This window comes from Salinispora sp. H7-4 (assembly GCF_013416675.1).
GTDB classification, from domain to species: domain Bacteria; phylum Actinomycetota; class Actinomycetes; order Mycobacteriales; family Micromonosporaceae; genus Micromonospora; species Micromonospora vitiensis.
On record NZ_JABZED010000039.1, the window covers coordinates 37,854 to 55,935 of the forward strand.

14 protein-coding genes are annotated in these 18,082 nt (G+C 70.6%); 4 read left to right on the plus strand and 10 right to left on the minus strand.

All coding sequences use genetic code 11. The annotated features are described in order from the left end of the window. Nucleotides 1-69 precede the first annotated feature (69 nt). From purM to H0524_RS16400, 3 genes are all read right to left on the minus strand, one after another. Nucleotides 70-1,224 (minus strand): phosphoribosylformylglycinamidine cyclo-ligase, encoded by a 1,155-nt coding sequence (gene purM, locus H0524_RS16390; RefSeq protein WP_018727986.1) that lies wholly within the window; start codon nt 1,222-1,224, stop codon nt 70-72. 61 nt (nt 1,225-1,285) lie between these two features. Then, nucleotides 1,286-2,866, minus strand: coding sequence for an amidophosphoribosyltransferase (gene purF, locus H0524_RS16395; RefSeq protein WP_180199421.1), 1,581 nt, complete (start codon nt 2,864-2,866; stop codon nt 1,286-1,288). 154 nt (nt 2,867-3,020) lie between these two features. Further along, complete coding sequence (locus H0524_RS16400; protein WP_309225130.1) at nt 3,021-3,374, minus strand: sterol carrier family protein; 354 nt, start codon at nt 3,372-3,374, stop codon at nt 3,021-3,023. 152 nt (nt 3,375-3,526) lie between these two features. Here H0524_RS16400 and H0524_RS16405 point away from each other — a divergent pair, with 152 nt between their 5' ends. Further along, a complete protein-coding gene (locus H0524_RS16405) occupies nt 3,527-5,575 on the plus strand; it encodes a carboxypeptidase regulatory-like domain-containing protein (RefSeq protein ID WP_180199422.1) in 2,049 nt (682 codons plus the stop codon). Nucleotides 5,576-5,749: 174 nt separating this feature from the next. Here the strand turns inward: H0524_RS16405 and purL are convergent, their stop codons facing one another. The 3 genes from purL to purS all read right to left on the minus strand — a co-directional run bounded on the left by purL (nt 5,750) and on the right by purS (nt 9,217). Next, nucleotides 5,750-8,209, minus strand: coding sequence for a phosphoribosylformylglycinamidine synthase subunit PurL (gene purL, locus H0524_RS16410; protein WP_180199423.1), 2,460 nt, complete (start codon nt 8,207-8,209; stop codon nt 5,750-5,752). Nucleotides 8,210-8,276: 67 nt separating this feature from the next. Next, nucleotides 8,277-8,957 carry a phosphoribosylformylglycinamidine synthase subunit PurQ gene (gene purQ / locus H0524_RS16415; RefSeq protein WP_018727982.1) on the minus strand — a complete coding sequence of 227 codons (681 nt, stop codon included), beginning with the start codon at nt 8,955-8,957 and terminating at the stop codon, nt 8,277-8,279. Then, complete coding sequence (gene purS / locus H0524_RS16420) at nt 8,954-9,217, minus strand: phosphoribosylformylglycinamidine synthase subunit PurS (RefSeq protein ID WP_180199424.1); 264 nt, start codon at nt 9,215-9,217, stop codon at nt 8,954-8,956. The genes purQ and purS overlap by 4 nt, the downstream gene beginning before the upstream one ends. A 401-nt stretch (nt 9,218-9,618) precedes the next feature. Here purS and H0524_RS16425 point away from each other — a divergent pair, with 401 nt between their 5' ends. Next, entirely contained in the window at nt 9,619-10,185 is a 567-nt protein-coding gene (locus H0524_RS16425; protein WP_180199425.1) for a YbjQ family protein, read from the plus strand. A gap of 68 nt (nt 10,186-10,253) precedes the next feature. On the opposite strand, the gene purB is transcribed toward H0524_RS16425, so the two are convergent. From purB to H0524_RS16445, 4 genes are all read right to left on the minus strand, one after another. Then, nucleotides 10,254-11,678: an adenylosuccinate lyase gene (gene purB, locus H0524_RS16430; RefSeq protein ID WP_180199426.1), complete on the minus strand. Its 1,425-nt coding sequence runs from the start codon at nt 11,676-11,678 to the stop codon at nt 10,254-10,256. 25 nt (nt 11,679-11,703) lie between these two features. Beyond that, on the minus strand, nt 11,704-13,422 hold the full coding sequence (gene argS / locus H0524_RS16435; protein ID WP_180199427.1) for an arginine--tRNA ligase: 1,719 nt from the start codon (nt 13,420-13,422) through the stop codon (nt 11,704-11,706). A 187-nt stretch (nt 13,423-13,609) separates the two neighbouring features. Continuing rightward, complete coding sequence (locus H0524_RS16440) at nt 13,610-14,323, minus strand: GntR family transcriptional regulator (protein ID WP_180199428.1); 714 nt, start codon at nt 14,321-14,323, stop codon at nt 13,610-13,612. A 151-nt stretch (nt 14,324-14,474) separates the two neighbouring features. Next, entirely contained in the window at nt 14,475-15,767 is a 1,293-nt protein-coding gene (locus H0524_RS16445) for an acetyl-CoA C-acetyltransferase (RefSeq protein WP_180199429.1), read from the minus strand. Between the two features lie 54 nt (nt 15,768-15,821). Between H0524_RS16445 and H0524_RS16450 the strand changes: the two genes are divergently transcribed. Both H0524_RS16450 and H0524_RS16455 read left to right on the plus strand, forming a co-directional pair. Next, nucleotides 15,822-17,177 carry a 3-oxoacyl-ACP reductase gene (locus H0524_RS16450; RefSeq protein ID WP_180199430.1) on the plus strand — a complete coding sequence of 452 codons (1,356 nt, stop codon included), beginning with the start codon at nt 15,822-15,824 and terminating at the stop codon, nt 17,175-17,177. Beyond that, a complete protein-coding gene (locus H0524_RS16455) occupies nt 17,177-18,070 on the plus strand; it encodes a MaoC/PaaZ C-terminal domain-containing protein (protein ID WP_180199431.1) in 894 nt (297 codons plus the stop codon). The genes H0524_RS16450 and H0524_RS16455 overlap by 1 nt, the downstream gene beginning before the upstream one ends. Nucleotides 18,071-18,082: the final 12 nt, after the last annotated feature.

Here is an 18,082-nt window from a genome sequence, read left to right on the forward strand (position 1 = left end):
CCCTCGACCCGCAGACCGTCGGGATCGACGCGAAGCCCGGATCGGCAGTCCAACCGGGCACCGAAGCGATCAGCCACGGGTGTGCTGCCCGACCAGCTGGACATTGCCGGTGCCTTCGATGATCTCACCGGCCTGCCACGCATCCACGCCGCGGCCGGTGAGGGTGGCCAGCGCCCGGTCGGCATCCTCGGCGGAGACGATCGCGAACATGCCGACGCCCATGTTGAACGTCGCTTCCATCTCCGGGGCCTCAATCCGCCCCTTGGACTGCACCAGGTCGAAGATCGGCTGCGGCTTCCAGGTAGCACGATCGACCACCGCGTCCACGTGCTCCGGCAGGACCCGGACCAGGTTCCCCGGGATTCCGCCCCCGGTCACGTGGGCGAATACCCGGACCTCCGTCTCAGCGATCAGCTTCAGGCAGTCCTGCGCATAGATCTTGGTCGGGGTCAGCAGCTCCTCGCCAAGGGTGCGTTGCCGGCCAAAGTCCTCGATGACCACGTCCAGCCTCATCCGGCCGGCGCCAAGCAGCACGTGCCGGACCAGGGAAAATCCGTTGGAGTGTAGGCCGGAAGCGCGCATCGCGATCACGACGTCGCCGACCTCCACCCGCTCGGAGCTGAGGATTCCGCTCTCCTCCACCACCCCCACGCCGGTGGCCGAGATGTCGTACTCATCCGGCCGGAGGACACCGGGGTGCTCGGCGGTCTCCCCACCCAGCAGTGCACAACCGGCGTACCGGCAGCCATCGGCGATGCCGGCGCCGATCTCGGCCACCCGGTCCGGTACGACCTCACCGGTGGCGATGTAGTCGAGCAGGAACAGCGGCTCGGCACCGCACGCCACCAGGTCGTCCACGACCATGGCGACCAGGTCGATGCCGACCGTGTCGTGAATGTCGAGCTGCTGCGCGATCACCAGCTTCGTGCCGACCCCATCGGTGGAGGAGGCCAGGATCGGGTTCTTGTACTTCTTCGTGTCCAGCCGAAACAGGCCGGCGAAGCCACCCAGGTCGCCCATCACCTCCGGTCGTCGAGTCTGCTTCACCTTCGACTTGAGCAGCTCGACCGCGCGGTCGCCCGCCTCGATCGAGACACCGGCATCCAGGTACGAGGCCGAACGTTTGCGCACCGGACGCCCGGTGGCGTTGGTCCAGGGCTGGCGGTCACCGCCGGCACCGGTCTGGCTACTTCCTGCGCCGCTGCGCTCGGACACGTGGGTCACGGTTCTCCCCTTAGATGGTCCTGGTGCGAACCGGCGATAGCCGGGTTGCACCCGGGTGGTGCTACCGGATGTGGGTGGTCGGCTCTTCCGGGTCAGGGCGCGGCGCCCGCGCCGAGCTGAACGCGTCGCGGCCGCTCGGAGCGGCGACGAGCGGACTGACGTGCGGTTCGGAGGACTCGGCGGCGACCCGCCGACCGACCCCCTCCAGCACATGCTTGCCGATCAAGCTGTCAGCGGGCAGCTCGATCGGATACTCGCCGTCGAAACACGCACGGCAGAGCCGGCTCTTCGGTTGCTCGGTGGCCGCGATGAGACCGCTGAGCGACACGTAGCCGAGCGTGTCGGCGCCGATCGACCGCCGGATGCCCTCGTTGTCCAGGCCGTTGGCGAGCAACTCGGCGCGGGTGGCGAAGTCGATGCCATAGAAGCACGGCCAGGAAACCGGCGGCGAGGAGATCCGAACATGCACCTCCAGCGCGCCGGCCTCGCGGAGCATCCGCACAATGGCCCGCTGGGTGTTGCCACGGACGATGGAGTCGTCCACGACGACCAGCCGCTTACCCCGAACGTTCTCGCGTAGCGGGTTGAGCTTGAGCCGAATACCGAGCTGACGCAGCGTCTGCGACGGCTGGATGAAGGTCCGCCCGACGTACGGATTCTTCATCAGACCGGCCCCGAAGGTAATACCGGACTCGGCCGCGTAGCCGATCGCGGCGGGGGTGCCCGACTCGGGCACGGGGATCACCAGATCGGCTGATACCGGGTGCTCCCGAGCGAGCTGACGACCGATCTGTACGCGTGCCGCGTGCACGTTCCGGCCGGCGATCGTGGCGTCCGGGCGGGCGATGTAGACGTATTCGAAGAGGCAGCCCTTCGGCTCCGGTGCGGCGAAACGGGCAGAGCGCAGCCCATCCTCGTCGATCGCGATCAGCTCACCCGGCTCGACCTCGCGGACCACACTGGCACCGACGATATCGAGCGCGGCCGTCTCACTGGCCACCACCCAACCGCGCTCCAGCCGGCCCAACACCAGCGGGCGGACCCCATGGTGGTCACGGGCCGCGTAGAGCGTCGACTCGTCCATGAAGACGAAGCTGAACGCTCCCCGTAGCTGCGGCAACACCTCCAGGGCGGCGGCCTCCACCGACAGATCGGGTCGGCTGGCCAGCAGCATGGTCACCAGCGAGGTGTCGTTGGTGGCCCCGTCGCCGGCCAACGCCCGCTCGCCGGCCTCCCGCTGCAGCTCGGCCGTGTTGACCAGGTTGCCGTTGTGGGCCAGGGCGATCGTCGTGCCGGAAGCGGTGGAGCGGATGGTCGGTTGGGCGTTCTCCCAGGTGGAGGCGCCGGTGGTCGAGTAGCGCGCGTGGCCGATCGCCACATGACCGCGCAGGCTCGCCAGGGTCGGCTCGTCGAAGACCTGGGCTACCAGGCCGAGGTCCTTGTAGACCACCACGCCCGTGCCGTCACTGACTGCGATTCCCGCCGCCTCCTGCCCCCGGTGCTGCAACGCGTACAGCCCAAAGTAGGTCAGATTGGCGACCTCCTCGCCGGGGGCCCAGACCCCGAAGACACCACAGGCGTCCTGGGGGCCGGGACGCTGGGGGTCAAGGTCGTGGCTCAACCGGCCATCGCCTCGGGGCACCTGCCGCTCCCTCTTGCTGGACTGGCCAGGCGAATCACGGGATCCGCTCCCCGGCCGGGACCGCTTGTCGTCGCTGACAGTGTACGCGAACCCCTGCCTACACAGAAAGTCACGAAATCACTGCATCCTGTAATGGCCAACCCGATGTCACCTGCTAAAGCGGCAGGTACGCGGCCAGGTCCGCCCGGACCCCACTGACCCGTACGTGACCCTCGGCAACCGCTTCCGCCCAGGAGACACGTCCCGTCGCGACCCGCAGCCAGGTCTCCGGGTCGGTCTCGACCACGTTCGCCGGGGTGCCCCGGGTGTGCCGGGGACCCGGGACGCACTGCACCGCGCCATAGGGTGGGACCCGCACCTCCACCGATCGACCGGGCACCCGCTCCGCGAGCACGGTCAACAGGGCACGGACCGCCGCTCGGAGCACCGGACGATCGGGGGTACGCCCCTCGTCAAGCGCTGACAGCGCCGCCACGACGGCAGCGGTCCTAGCGTACGAAGGGGGCACAGCGGGACGATACGACGCGCGCGGGGCGGCTCACACACCGGCCCTGGGTCGCGCCGATCCGACTGGACAAGGCATAGTAGCCCACGGCGTATTCGTACCGTGATGATCCCCGGCCCGGCGACCGCCGGCCACCGGGAATCCAGTGGAAGGCGGTGGACGTGTCAACACACCGACGTGCCTGGAAGCAGCGGGCCGGTGTGGTCGCGGCGTTGCTGGTCGGCGCTCTGCTCACCGTCCCCGCCAGCCCGGCCTCCGCCGCCCCCGTGGTCAACAAGGTCTCGGCCTCACCGAGCCGGGTCGAGGCGGGCGGAAGCACTACGGTCAGCTACTCGATCGAGGCATCGGCCGACGATCCCGCGATCGTGACGGTGACAGCCAACAACGGAAAGCTCACCTGCACCACCGGCTGCGAGAGGGAAGTCAAACAGGGCGGGAGTTTTCAGGACACCTTCCGGCTGGCGGACGACGCGGCCGACGGAGAGGCCACGATCACCGTCACCGCCAAATCCAACGACGGCGAGGGCAGCGATACCACCACCGTCACCCTGGTCGGCAAGCCGGAGCCGCAGCCCAGCCCGAGCCAGCCCCCCCAGCCGCAGACGGTGAAGTCGGTCTCCGGCGAGGTGGTCAACCAGAACACCGGCAGCCCGGTACCGGGAGCCCAGGTCGTCCTCAAGGACTCCAAGAACAACAGGTTCGACACCAGCACCGACAACGGGGGAAACTTCCGGTTCACTGGCAGCACCCAGAACCCGATCGCCCCCGGCCAACTCGACATCGGCGCGAGCATCGACGATTTCGCCGCCACCAAGACCCTGCGTGCCTCCACCGGGCAGAGCGTCTCCGGCCAGCGGATCTCACTCAAGATCGAAGCGGCAACCCCGAGCCCCACCACATCATCGAGTGTCGAGCCGGCACCGACCGTGGGGGTGGAGGAGCAGACCGACGAGCCGATCGAAGCCGCCGTGGATGGCCCCGTCGCGGACGCCAGCAACGAGGAGTCCGGTGGCATCGGCTCGCTGCTGATCATCCTGCTCGGTGGCCTCCTCGTAGCAGCCGGCGTCGGCACCATGGTGCTGCTGTGGCTACGCCGCAAGGAGACTGACGAAGACGAGGCGGACGTCGCACCCTCCGGCGCGGCCACGGGTGCCGTCCCGGTTGCCCGCGGTGGCTACGGCGGCACCGACGATCAGACGCGGATCGTGAATCCGACCGCGGCAGCGCCGACGATGGTCGGCGGAAGCCCGTCCCTCGCCGAAGCTCCCACGATGATGCACAGTCCAGTGGTTGACGATGTCCCACCGGACCCCTACGGCGCTCCGCCGCAGCCCTACAACGCATCCGCTGGCCAGTCCAGCTGGGCCGACAGCGGCTACGGCGCCACCTCCCCCGCGTCCGGCGGCGGCTACGGCGCCACGCCCCCCGCGTCCGGCGGCGGCTACGGCGCCACGCCCCCCGCGTCCGGCGGCGGCTACGGCGCCAGCGACTACGGCATGTCCTCGTCGGCCGGGACCGGCTACCCTCCCGCCTCCGGCGGGTCCACTGGCTACGACGATCGGTACGACGAAGCGACCGGCCGCTATCAGACGGCCGCCACTCAGTACCCGGCACCGGCCGACCCGTACCCCACCGGGAGATACCAGCAGGACGCCGGCTACAGCCAGACCGAGCCCGCGTACGGGCAGGGGGCCCAGCCGGCCAGTGGCTACGACCAGCGGGGGGGCTACGGCGGCGGGTACGGCTACGACCAGCAGGGCGGCTACGGCGGGTACCACCAGGAACCACCCGCCCAGCAGGGCGGCTACGGCTACGACCAGCAGAGTGGCTACGACCAGCAGGGCGGCTACCACCAGGAACCACCCGCCCAACACGGCGGCTACCACCAGGAAACGCCCGCCCAGCAGGGCGGCTACGGCTACGACCAGCAGGGTGGCTACGACCAGCAGAGCGGTTACGACCAGCAGGGCGGGTACCACCAGGAAACGCCCGCCCAACACGGCGGCTACGGCTACGACCAGCAGAGCGGCTACGGCGGGTACCACCAGGAACCACCCGCCCAACACGGCGGCTACGACGACCGTGGGTATGGCCAGGGCGGCTACGGTAGTGGCTACGGGGAGCCGACGCAGGCCGATCGGACCCGGTCCGACGCTCCCCCGCCGGACCGGAGCGGTCGCCGGCTGGACTGGCTGGACGACTGACAGACGACTCACAACAGACTGATGCGGGCCACCCGAAACCGGGTGGCCCGCATCAGTCTGTCCTGGTATTTGCCGATCCCCTGCAGCAGAATCCGGCCCGGCTGAGATCAGCCGGGCCGGATCGCCTTACTCGGATCGGGTGCCGGAACCGGGCGGGGCCCGCACGGCAGGGGGTCACACCGGTTCGCTCGGTCCCCCCGACTCTGGCTCGGAGCTGGCGGCCGGCGAGGTGGCAGGTTCCGCTCCGCCGAAGAGGCGGGGCAGGGTGGCGCTGTGCGCCGCACGCAGCTCCGCCAGGCTGAGCCGGAACTGCCCGTGCAACTCCAGCGCACCACCCGCCGGGTCGGTGACGCCGATCCGCTCGCACGGCACCCCCTGCTCGTCGGCCAGCCCGGTGAACGCCTTCTCGTGCCCACGCGGCACCGAGACCAACACCCGGCCAGCAGACTCGCTGAACAGGAAGACGAACGGCATCGAACCGTCGGTGAACTGCTCCGGCAGCGTGATCCGGGCACCGACACCCCGGCGCAGGCAGGACTCGACCAACGTCTGCGCCAGACCGCCGTCGGAGAGGTCGTGCGCGGAGCTGAGGTGACCGCCCCGGGCTGCCACCGCAATCAGGTCGGCGATCGCCCGCTCGCGATCGAGGTTCACCTGGGGAGGCACGCCACCGAGGTGTTCGTGGGTGGCCCACGCCCACTCCGAGCCGGACAGCTCCACGTGCGTCTCGCCAAGCAGGTAGATCTGGTCGTGACCGTCGTCGCGCGGGACGAAGCCCATCGGGACGCGGTCGGCCACGTCGTCCAGCACGCCGAGGACGCCCACCACCGGGGTCGGATGGATGGCTGCCGCACCGGTCTGGTTGTAGAAGCTGACGTTACCCCCGGTCACCGGGATGCCCAGTTCACCGCAGCCGTCGGCGATGCCCCGGACAGCCTCGGCGAACTGCCACATCACGCCCGGGTCCTCCGGCGAGCCGAAGTTGAGGCAGTCGGTTACGGCGATCGGCTTCGCGCCGCTCACCGCCACGTTCCGGTACGCCTCGGCCAGCGCGAGCTTGGCGCCGTGGTACGGGTCGAGGCGTGCGTACCGGCCGTTGCCGTCGACGGAGAGCGCGATGCCGATGCCACTGCGCTCGTCAATCCGGATCACACCCGAGTCCTCGGGCTGGGCGAGCACGGTGTTGCCGAGCACGTACCGGTCGTACTGCTCGGTGACCCAGGTCTTGTCCGCGAGGTTCGGCGAGGCGAGCATGCGCAGGACCGTCTCCCGCAGGGCCTCCGGGTCACTCGGCCGAGGCAGGGTCTCCGCTCGGTCGGCCTGGAGCAGAATCAGGTCGGCCGGCTCCCGCATCGGCCGGTTGTACACCGGGCCGTCGTCGGCCAGCGAACCCGGCGGGACGTCAACGACCAGATGGTCTCGCCAGGTGACGACCAGGCGGCCCGGCTCCCCGTCCGCCCCGCGCGGGGTGACCTCGCCGATCGCGGTGGCGAGCACGCCCCACTTCTCGGCAGTCTTGAGCACCGCCTCCAGCTTCTCCGGCTCAACCACCAGCAGCATCCGCTCCTGGGACTCGCTGGCGAGGATCTCGTGCGGCTCCATCGAGGCTTCCCGCAGCGGGACCCGCTCGAGCCAGACCCGCATGCCGGTGCCCGCGGCGGCGGCGGTCTCGGCGAGGGCACAGGTCAGCCCGGCGCCGCCGAGGTCCTGGATGCCGACGACGAGCTGCTCGTCGTAGAGCTCCAGGCAGGCCTCGATGAGCAGCTTCTCGATGAACGGGTCGCCCACCTGCACCGAGGGGCGGCGCTGCTCGCTGCGCTCGTCGAAGGTGGCGCTGGCCAGCACCGACACGCCGCCGATGCCGTCCCGGCCGGTCTTGGCGCCCATCAGCACCACGACGTTTCCGTCGCCGGCGGCGGCCTTGTTCTGGAGCCGGTCGATCGGCAGTACCCCGACGCAGAGGGCGTTGACCAGCGGGTTGCCCTGGTAGCAGGGGTCGAAGACGACCTCGCCGCCGATGTTCGGCAGGCCGAGTCGGTTGCCGTAGCCGCCGACTCCGGCGATCACGCCGGGTAGCACGCGAGCGGTGTCGGGGTGGTCGGCCGCACCGAAGCGCAGCGGGTCCATCACCGCGACCGGGCGCGCACCCATGGCGAGGATGTCCCGGACGATGCCGCCGACGCCGGTCGCCGCGCCCTGGTAGGGCTCGACGAAGCTCGGGTGGTTGTGTGACTCGACCTTGAAGGTCACCGCGAGCTCGTCGGAGACCCGGACCACGCCCGCGTTCTCCCCGATGCCGGCGAGTAGCCGGTCGCTGGACGGGGCCTTCTCCCCAAACTGGCGCAGGTGCACCTTGCTCGACTTGTAGGAGCAGTGCTCGCTCCACATGATCGAGTACATGGCCAGCTCGGCCTGGGTGGGCCGCCGGTCAAGCACCTGCCGGATCCGCTGGTACTCGTCGTCTCGCAGACCGAGGTCGGCGTAGGGCTGAAGCTCGTCCGGGCTGTTGCCGGCGTGGGGGACGGTGTCCACGCCGCCGGCCCAGCCGACGATGTCGGCGTCCCGGTCCGGCGCAGCCGTCGCTCCGGTTGCCGCGGCGTCTGAGGTGTCCCGGGCCGGGTCCTGGGTGGTCATGACCTCTCCTTGTTACGCAGCGGGCCGCCCGTCGGGCGGGTGAGCCGACCGATGATGCCGCCTGCGGTCACGCCGCGGTCTCCACCAGGTGCTTGAGCGCCGAGGTGAAGAAGCCGAGGCCGTCCAGGGAGGGGCCGGTGAGCTCCTCCACCGCGTGCTCCGGGTGCGGCATGATGCCGACGACGTTTCCGGCGGAGTTGGTGATCGCGGCGATGTCCCGCTGGGACCCGTTCGGGTTGCCCACGTAACGGGCGACCACCCGGCCCTCGGCTTCGAGCTGGTCCAGCGTCGCGGTGTCCGCGACGTAGCAGCCCTCGCCGTTCTTGACCGGAATCAGCACCTCCTGGCCGGGCTGGAACGCGTTGGTCCAGGCGGTGCCGGCCGACTCGATGCGCAGGACCTGGTCCCGGTTGCGGAAGTGCAGGTGCTGGTTTCGGGTCAGCGCACCGGGCAGCAGGTGGGCCTCGCAGAGGATCTGGAAGCCGTTGCAGATGCCGAGCACCGGCAGACCCGCCCGGGCGGCGTCCACGATCGTCTCCATCACCGCGGCGAACCGGGCGATGGCGCCACAGCGCAGATAGTCGCCGTACGAGAAGCCGCCGGGCAGGACGACGGCGTCCACCCCGTGCAGCTGCGGGTCGGCGTGCCAGAGACGGACCGGCTCGGCGCCGGCGAGCCGAACCGCCCGCGCGGCGTCCCCGTCGTCGAGCGAACCGGGGAACGTGACCACGCCTACTCGGGCGGTCACGGTTGGGCGCCCACGGTCTCGCCATCCTCGGCCAGCCGGATGGTGAAGTCCTCGATGACCGGGTTGGCGAGCAGCTTGTCGGCGATCTCCCGGGTCTGGTTCAGATCTGGCTCCCCGGTGAATTCGATCTCGATCCGCCGGCCGATCCGGACCGAGGCGACATCCTCGACGCCGAGCCGAGGCAGCGCGTTAGCGACGGCCTGTCCCTGCGGATCGAGAATCTCCGGTTTGAGCATGACGTCGACGACGACGCGAGGCACTGGGCACTCCTGACTGTGTACGCAGTTGGGTGCCGACCCACAAGGGGCGAGCGCAGCCAGCCTACCTGGCAGATACCGCGCCGCCCGCACCGGCCGCACGCGGATTGGGCAATCTCCGACGCGGTTAAGGCGGGCACAAAGTCCGATGCCTTTCCGTTGTGATCTCGATGCGATTTCGTTGCCACCGACCACTTCGTTGACGCCTACCAAACGGAGCGATACCACCCGGAGAATGCAAGAGCTTCAATTTCTATCCCCGCAACCACCGCCGGTCTCATACCCGCCAGCAGATCGGTGTGACCAGCGGAATCAGCCTCCGGATGCGCGGGCGGTCTCGCGTACAACCGCTCCTGGATCGCCCCGGTTTCCGGTGTCCGACGGTTAGCGCCACCACGGCGCAGGTGGTCGGCCAAGCGCCAACCGTCCGCGCCGCGCTGTTTTTCACCATCCGATCAGGTGAACAAGGCCCACGTTCGACCCCAGCGCCGGCTGACAGCATCAGAACCGTGCTGGTCGTGACGACGGATCAACTACCCGGTTATGAGGTCCGCCAGATCCTCGGCGAGGTGGTCTCCTCGATGGCCAGGACCCGTAACCCGTACCGCGAGGGGGTGAAGAACCTCCGGGGCGGCGCGTACGACCCGATGGCGCCGGACAACCTCACCCGCTGGCGGGCCGACTCGGTGGCCCGCCTCGGCGAGGAGGCCCGCCGGCTCGGCGCGAACGCGGTGATCGGGATGCGGTTCGACAGCCGGGACTGCGGCGAGATGTGGATGGAGATCTGCGCCTACGGTACGGCGGTGATCGTGGTACCCAAGGTCGCCGACGTCATGCCCCCCGACCAGCCCCTGGTGGCGGCGGAGACCGCACACGAGCCGCAGATCACGCCGGAGCCCAGCGGCATCGGCGAGCCGGCCACCGCACCCGACCTGCGGAGCGCGGCCGAGACTCCCACCCCCGAACCCTGACCCACCGCCGTCCCCACCCGCGAGGACCGACGCCGGTGGCCCAGGGCGCGGGGCGGGGACAGCGGCGATCAGAGGATCGGCGGCGGGCTGTATCCGGCGGCACCGGGGTGGCGGTCGAGAACCGCCGCGACTCGCTGCACCACCGCCTGGACCTGGGCGGGGGCGGCACCGACGAAGGCCGTACGGTCGGCCACCAGGTCGGCGATGTCGGCGCGGGTCAGGTTCAGCCGGTCGTCGGCGGCGAGCCGGTCGAAGAGGTCGTTCTCGGTGGCGCCCTTCTCCCGCATCGCCAGCGCGACCGCCACCGCGTGCTCCTTGATCACCTCGTGGGCGACCTCCCGTCCGACGCCCCGCCGTACCGCCGCCACCAGGATCTTGGTGGTGGCCAGGAACGGCAGGAAACGCTCCAACTCCCGGTTGACCACGGCCGGGTACGCGCCGAACTCGTCCAACACGGTGAGGAACGTCTGGAACAGCCCGTCAGTGGCGAAGAAGGCATCCGGCAGCGCCACCCGACGCACCACCGAGCAGGAGACGTCCCCCTCGTTCCACTGGTCGCCGGCGAGCTCGCCGACCATCGACAGGTAACCACGAATGATCACCGCGAAGCCGTTCACCCGCTCCGACGACCGGGTGTTCATCTTGTGCGGCATCGCACTGGACCCAACCTGGCCCGGCTGGAAGCCCTCGGTCGCCAACTCCTGGCCGACCATCAACCGGATCGTGGTGGCCAACGCCGACGGCCCGGCCGCCACCTGGGCCAACGCCGAGAGCACGTCGAAGTCCAGCGAACGCGGGTAGACCTGCCCGACGCTGTCCAGCACCCGGCCGAACCCGAGGTGCTCCGCCACCCGACGCTCCAACTCGGCCACCTTGCCGGCGTCCCCGTCGAGCAGGTCGAGTTGGTCCGCGGCGGTGCCGACCGGGCCCTTGATCCCCCGCAGCGGGTACCGCCCGATCAGGTCGTCCAGCCGCTCGTACGCGATCAACAGCTCCTCCGCCACCGAGGCGAAACGCTTGCCCAACGTGGTGGCCTGGGCCGCCACGTTGTGCGAGCGCCCCGCCAGCACCAGGTCGGAGTGCTCGACGGCGAGCCGGGACAACCGGGCCAGGGTGGCGACCACCCGGTCCCGGATCAGCTCCAGGGAGGCCCGCACCTGCAGCTGCTCGACGTTCTCGGTCAGGTCCCGGGAGGTCATGCCCTTGTGCACGTGCTCGTGCCCGGCCAGCGCGCTGAACTCCTCGATCCGCGCCTTCACGTCGTGTCGGGTGACCCGTTCCCGCTGCGCGATCGAGGCCAGGTCGACCTGGTCAAGCACCCGCTGGTACGCCTCGACCACCCCGTCCGGCACGTCCACGCCGAGATCCCGCTGGGCGCTGAGCACCGCCAGCCAGAGCCGCCGCTCCATCCGGATCTTCTCCTCCGGGGACCAGAGGGTGACCAGCTCAGGGGAGGCGTACCGGTTGGCGAGCACGTTCGGGATCGTCGTCACGACCCTATTCTCCGGCACCCGGGCGCTACATCCGGTCCGGGGTGGCGATGCCGAGTAGGTACAGGCCCTGCCGGAGGACCCGGGCGGTGAGGTCACAGAGGGCCAGCCGGCTGTCGCGTACCGCGTCCTCGGCCCGCAGCACCGGGCAGGCTTCGTAGAAGCCGCTGAAGGTGGTGGCGAGGGTGTGCAGGTAGCCGGCGAGCCGGTGGAACTGCAGGGTCTGCTCGACGCTGGCCACCACGGCTCCGAAACCCGCCAGTTCGAGGGCGAGGGCGTGTTCGGCCGGGTGCCCGATCGTGATCGGGGCGGGGGTGAACCGCTCGATCCCGGCCCGACGAAAGATGGACCGGATCCGGGCATGGGCGTACTGCAGGTACGGGGCGGTGTTGCCGTCGAGGGAGAGCATCCGCTGCCAGTCGAAGACGTAGTCCCTGTTCCGGTCGGTGGACAGGTCGGCGTACTTGATGGCACCGATGCCGACCGCGCGGGCGACGTCAGCGACCTCCGTCTCGGAGAGGTCGGGGTTCTTCTGCCGGGCCAACTCGGCGGCCCGGGTCACGGCCTCGTCGAGCAGCCCGACAAGTTTGACCGAGTCACCGGTCCGGCTGCGCAGCATCCTGCCGTCCGAGCCGAGGATCGAGCCGAAGCCGAGGTGCTCGGCCCGCGCCGGTGGGCTCAGCCAGCCGGCCTGCCGCGCGACCGCGTACACCAGCTCGAAGTGCTGACGCTGGGGCAGGCCGACGACGTAGAGCAACCGGGTCGCGCCGAGGTCCCGGGTGCGGTGGCGGATCGCCGCGAGGTCGGTGGCGCCGTAGCCGTAGCCGCCGTCCCGCTTCCGCACGATGATCGGCAAGGGCTGCCCGTCCCGGCCGGTGAAGCCGACCGGGAAGACGCAGGCGGCGTCGCCGCTCTCCTGTAGCAGACCGAGCCGGTCCAGCTCGTCGGTCACCGGGGCGAGCCGGTCGTTGTAGTAACTCTCCCCGCGGAAGTCCCGCTCGGTCAGGAGGACGCCAAGCTGGTCGTAGACGGTGAGGAAGTACTTCTCCGACTCGGCGACGAGCAGCCGCCACAACCGCAGCGTCAGCTCGTCGCCCCGCTGCAGGGCGACCACCCGCCGCCGGGCCCGCGCCCGGAACGCGTCGTCGGCGTCGAACTTGGCCCGGGCCGCCTTGTAGAACGAGTCCAGGTCCCCGACGGACAACTCGTCGGCAGCCTCCGACTCACCCAGGTCGAGCAGGTGCTCGATGAGCATCCCGAACGGAGTGCCCCAGTCACCCAGGTGGTTGGCCTTGATCACGTGATGCCCGCGCCATTCGAGCAGCCGTACGGTGGCGTCACCGATCACGGTCCCCCGCAGGTGCCCGACGTGCATCTCCTTGGCCACGTTCGGGGACGAATAGTCGACCACCACCGTCTCCGTCGCGGCGCTGGGCGCGACCCCGAGCCGGGGGTCGACGGCCGCGGTCGACAGCAGCGTGCCGAGCGCCGGGTCGGCGACCGTCACGTTGAGGAAACCGGGACCCGACACCGCCACCGCCGAGCAGAGGTCGCCCAACTCCACCCGACCCAGCACCTCGGCCGCGACGTCCCGGGGCCGGCGACCAAGCCGACGCGCCAGAGAGAGGGCGGCGTCGCACTGGTAGTCGGCGTGCTGCGACCGCCGTAGAACCGGGTCAACCGGCGCCCCGGCCACCGCCGAGAACGCCGGTGCCAGCCGGTCCGCCAGCAACTTCTCAAGATTCATGAAAGGTACGCCAATCTCGGGGGAGCGGATCGACGACCAGGGTGTCCGGCGGCTCGATCCACCGGACACGAAGGGTCAACTCAGGCGGTCGAGGACGGGTCGCCGGAGTTCAAAGCTGGACACGAACCGGAAACTACCGAAACTCCGGCGCACCATCGACCGATTTCCGCCCGCGATGCGCCCGGGACTACCCCCGCTGGTTGTAGTGCAGCTCGTGCCGGTGGCTGCCCTTGACGAGGATCGACACCTCGACCGGTCTGTCGTCGCCCGATTGGATCACCCGTAGCTGGCGGAGCACCGGTACGTACGGCGGCAGGTCGAGCGCTTCGACCTCCTCCGTCGTGGGCATCCGCGCGGAGACCCGGTCCCGCGTCTGCCGCTGCGGGTACCCGAGATCCGCCAGCACCCGCGGGGCGCCACCCGGGATCTTGCGCCGCTCGGCGAGCTCCGTACCGCTGGCGATGGCCGCCGGGTAGTACGACCAGGACAGCTCGACCGGCTCGTCACCACACATGAGCAGCCGATGCCGCAGGACCGCTCGTTCGCCCGCACCGATCTCCAGTTCCCGCGCCACCTCGGCTGGCGGCACCACCTCTGCCACCGAGCGGAGCCGGTAGGCGTACCCGTCGGAGGTGGGAGCGAGGTAAGCCGACGCCGCCACCACCAGCGGTCGCCTCGGTCGGACGTAGACGCCCTTTCCCACCTCGCTGTAAACAGAGCCCTCCGCCTTCAGCGCACCGAGGGCACGCTGAACTGTCGCGGTGGCAGCGGAGTACTGCTGCACGAGCGTCGGGATCGACGGCAGCGCTGACCCCGGCGGCAACTCGCCGGACATGATGCGGGATCGCAAGTCTGCCGCGACCTGCTCATGACGGGGACGGCTGTCGGATCCACTCGCCATGTCCGCTGCTCCGCTCCGTCAGTCGATCGCCAGCTCATACCGGAGGCGTCGTTCATCTGGCCCGAAAAGTCGTCCGTCGATATCCTCCCGTACCTGCCCGGGACGATAGCCCACGTCAGCAAGGAGTCGGACGGGTCCGGCACGGCTGGCGTCAGCGTTCTAGGATCGCCGTTACACCCTGCCCGCCGGCGGCGCAGATCGAGATGAGCCCGCGGCCGCCGCCGCGCTCGTCGAGCAGCTTGGCCAGGGTCGCCACGATCCGGCCGCCGGTCGCGGCGAACGGGTGCCCGGCGGCCAGCGACGACCCGTTGACGTTGATCCGGCCCGGGTCGATCGCTCCGAGCGGGGCGTCCAGGCCGAGCCGGTCTCGGCAGAACTCCGGCGACTCCCAGGCCGCCAGGGTGGCCAGCACCTGCGCGGCGAACGCCTCGTGGATCTCGTAGAAGTCGAAGTCCTGCAGGGTGAGCCCGGCGCGGGCCAGCAGCTGGGGCACCGCGTACGCGGGGGCCATCAGCAGCCCCTCCTCGCCGGGCACGAAGTCCACGGCGGCCGTCTGCGACCAGGTGAACCACGCCTGCACCGGGAGGCTGTGCGCCCGTGCCCACTCCTCACTGGCGAGCAGCACGGTCGACGCACCGTCGGTCAACGGCGACGAGTTGCCGGCGGTCATGGTGGCCTGCTCGGCGTCCGGGCCCTTCGTGCCGAAGACCGGGCGGAGGCTACCGAGCTTGACCATGCTGGTGTCGGGACGCAGGTTCTGGTCCCGGGTCAGCCCCAGGTACGGCGTCATCAGGTCGTCGAAGAACCCCCGCTCGTACGCGGCGGCCAGCTGGTGGTGCGACCGCAACGCCAGCTCGTCCTGCGCCTGCCGGCCGATCTGCCAACGCCGGGCGGTACGGGCGGCGTGCTCGCCCATGGACAGGCCGGTGCGGGGCTCGGCGTTGCGGGGGAGCTCCGGCCGGAACGGCTGCGAGGGGCGCAGCCGGGTGGCGGTCCGCACCCGCTCGCCGAGGGTCCGGGCACTGTTCAGTTTGAGCAGCGTGCGTCGCATCTGCTCGTTCACGGCGAGCGGCGCGTCGGAGGTGGTGTCGACGCCACCGGCGATACCGACCTCGAGCTGCCCCAGCGCGATCTTGTTGGCGACCAGGATGGCGGCTTCCAGGCCGGTGCCGCAGGCCTGCTGGACGTCATAGGCGGGGGTGTGCGGGTCGAGCTTCGAGCCGAGCACCACCTCGCGGGCCAGGTTGAAGTCTCGGGAGTGTTTCAGCACGGCGCCCGCCACCATCTCGCCGACCCGCTGGCCGGCCAGGCCGTACCGGGCGATCAGCCCGTCGAGGGCCGCGCCGAGCAGGTCCGCGTTGGACGCCTCGGCGTACCGCGAGTTGGAGCGGGCGAAGGGGATGCGGTTGCCGCCGATGACCGCGACCCGCCGGATGTTCTGCACGTTTCCGCCTCCTCTGGGGGTTGCTCTCAACCTACTCGCCAGTAGGCTACGCCTATGACCGACAGGTACGCGAGCTTCGTCCAATCAGGGGTCGGCCGGGGTCTGGTCAAGCGCCTCGGGCTGCCCGACCCGCCCCAACTTCGCCGATACCGGAGCGGTGACCCCCTCATCCCCGGACCCGTCCTGTTCGACGCCGCCGCCGGTGGCCGGCTCGCCGGCAGCGTCGGCAAACTCCTGACCGCCGCCGGAGTCGAACTCCGCGACCCGGCCGATGTCACTCCCGGGGCCCGGCTCGGCGCCCTCGTCTACGACGCCACCGGCATCACCGACTCGACCGCGCTGCGCCAGCTCTACGACTGCCTACACCCGCACGCCCGCTCGGTGCTGCCCAGCGGCCGGGTGGTCGTACTCGGCACCCCGCCCGCCGAGTGCGCCACGCCTCGGGAGGCCACCGCGCAGCGGGCGCTCGAAGGGTTGACCCGCAGCATCGGCAAGGAGTTCGGCCGGGGGGTCACCGCCCAGCTGGTCTATGTCACCGACGCCGACGACCCCGGCACCGCGACCAGCCTCGAGGCCACGCTCCGCTTCCTGCTCTCCGGACGCTCCGCGTACGTCTCCGGTCAGGTGATCCGGGTCGGCGCCGGGCAGGCCGTGCTCCCGGCGGACTGGGACCGCCCGCTGGACGGCCAGGTCGTGCTGGTCACCGGTGCGGCGCGGGGGATCGGCGCGGCGCTGGCCCGGGTCCTGGCCCGAGACGGTGCCGAGGTGGTCGCCCTGGACATCCCGGCCGCCGGTGAGGAGCTGGCCACAGTGGCCAACGACATCGGCGCCACCGCCGTGCAGCTCGACCTCACCTCCCCGGACGCCCCGGCCCGGTTGGCCGATCACCTCTCCGCCCGCCACGACCGGGTTGACGTGGTGGTACACAACGCGGGCATCACCCGGGACCGAACCCTCGGTCGGATGGATGTTGACCGGTGGGACCAGGTGATCGATGTCAACCTCTCCAGCCAGGAGCGGATCAACGACCTCCTGCTGGAACGCGGGTTGATCCCGGCCGGGGGTCGGATCGTCTCGGTCTCCTCGATCGCCGGGATCGCCGGCAACCGGGGGCAGACCAACTACGCCACCAGCAAGGCCGGCGTGATCGGTCTGGTCGAGTCGCTCGCCCCGGTGCTGGCCGAACGCGGCATCAGCATCAACGCGGTCGCCCCGGGGTTCATCGAGACCCGGCTGACCGCCCAGATCCCACTGATGCTGCGCCAGGCCGGCCGGCGGATGAACAGCCTCGCCCAGGGTGGGCTGCCGGTGGACGTCGCCGAGACGATCAGCTGGTTGGCCTGGCCGGCCACCGGCGCGGTCAGCGGCAACGTGGTCCGGGTCTGCGGCCAGAGCCTGCTGGGGGCGTGATGGGAGGCCCGCAGGAGCCGTCCGACATCGCCCCGGCCACCCGGTCCCGGGTCCAGCTGGCGGCGCTGCCGACGATCGGTGCCCTCTACCGCCGGGCACTGCTCGGGGCGCTGCCCGGGACCGGGTCGCGGCGCGCCACGCAGCCCCCGGCGGTCGAGTTGGGGGTGGCCGGCATTGCCATCGACCGCAGGCACCTCGCCGACTACGACCGGGTCTGCGGGTTCCGGCTCACCGACCGGCTGCCGGCGACGTTCCCACACGTCCTGGGCTTCCCGCTGGCGCTGAGCCTGATGACCGCCCCGGACTTCCCGATCCCGCTCTCCGGTGTGGTCCACATCGGCAACCGGATCACTGTCCACCGCCCGATCGACGCCGCCGAGACGCTCGACTTCGTCACGTACGCGACGAACCTGCGCCCGCACGACCGGGGCCGGCTGATCGACGTGGTGCTGGTGGGCACCGTCGGCGGCGAGGAGGTGTGGCGGGGCGTCTCCACCTATCTGGGCCGGGAGCAGACGTCCGGCGGTGGCGAACGAGCCAGCCGGGGTGACCAGCCCCCAGCGCCGCACGCCTGGGCGCACTGGCGCCTCGGGCTCCAGCTCGGACGCGCGTACGCCCGGGTCTCCGGCGATCACAACCCGATCCACACCTCCCGGCTCGGCGCGCGGCTCTTCGGCTTCCGGTGCCCGATCGCGCACGGCATGTGGAGCAAGGCCCGCTGCCTGGCCGCGCTGGGGCCACGGCTGCCGGACGCCTACACCGTTGACGTGGCGTTCAAGCTGCCGGTGCCGTTGCCCACCACCGTCGCCTTCGGCAGCACCTCGGCGGGCGACTTCGCGCTGCGCGACCTGCGGGACCGCCCCCACCTCCTCGGCACGCTCCGGGAGCCGTGAGGGCACCTTCAC

Bases quoted from the DNA above. Each gene is read 5' to 3' on its own strand.
- purL (WP_180199423.1), bottom strand. From the start codon at position 8,209: ATGACCACCCAGGACCCGGCCCGGGACACCTCAGACGCCGCGGCAACC.
- argS (WP_180199427.1), bottom strand. From the start codon at position 13,422: ATGAATCTTGAGAAGTTGCTGGCGGACCGGCTGGCACCGGCGTTCTCG.
- H0524_RS16440 (WP_180199428.1), bottom strand. From the start codon at position 14,323: ATGGCGAGTGGATCCGACAGCCGTCCCCGTCATGAGCAGGTCGCGGCA.
- H0524_RS16450 (WP_180199430.1), top strand. From the start codon at position 15,822: ATGACCGACAGGTACGCGAGCTTCGTCCAATCAGGGGTCGGCCGGGGT.
- H0524_RS16455 (WP_180199431.1), top strand. From the start codon at position 17,177: ATGGGAGGCCCGCAGGAGCCGTCCGACATCGCCCCGGCCACCCGGTCC.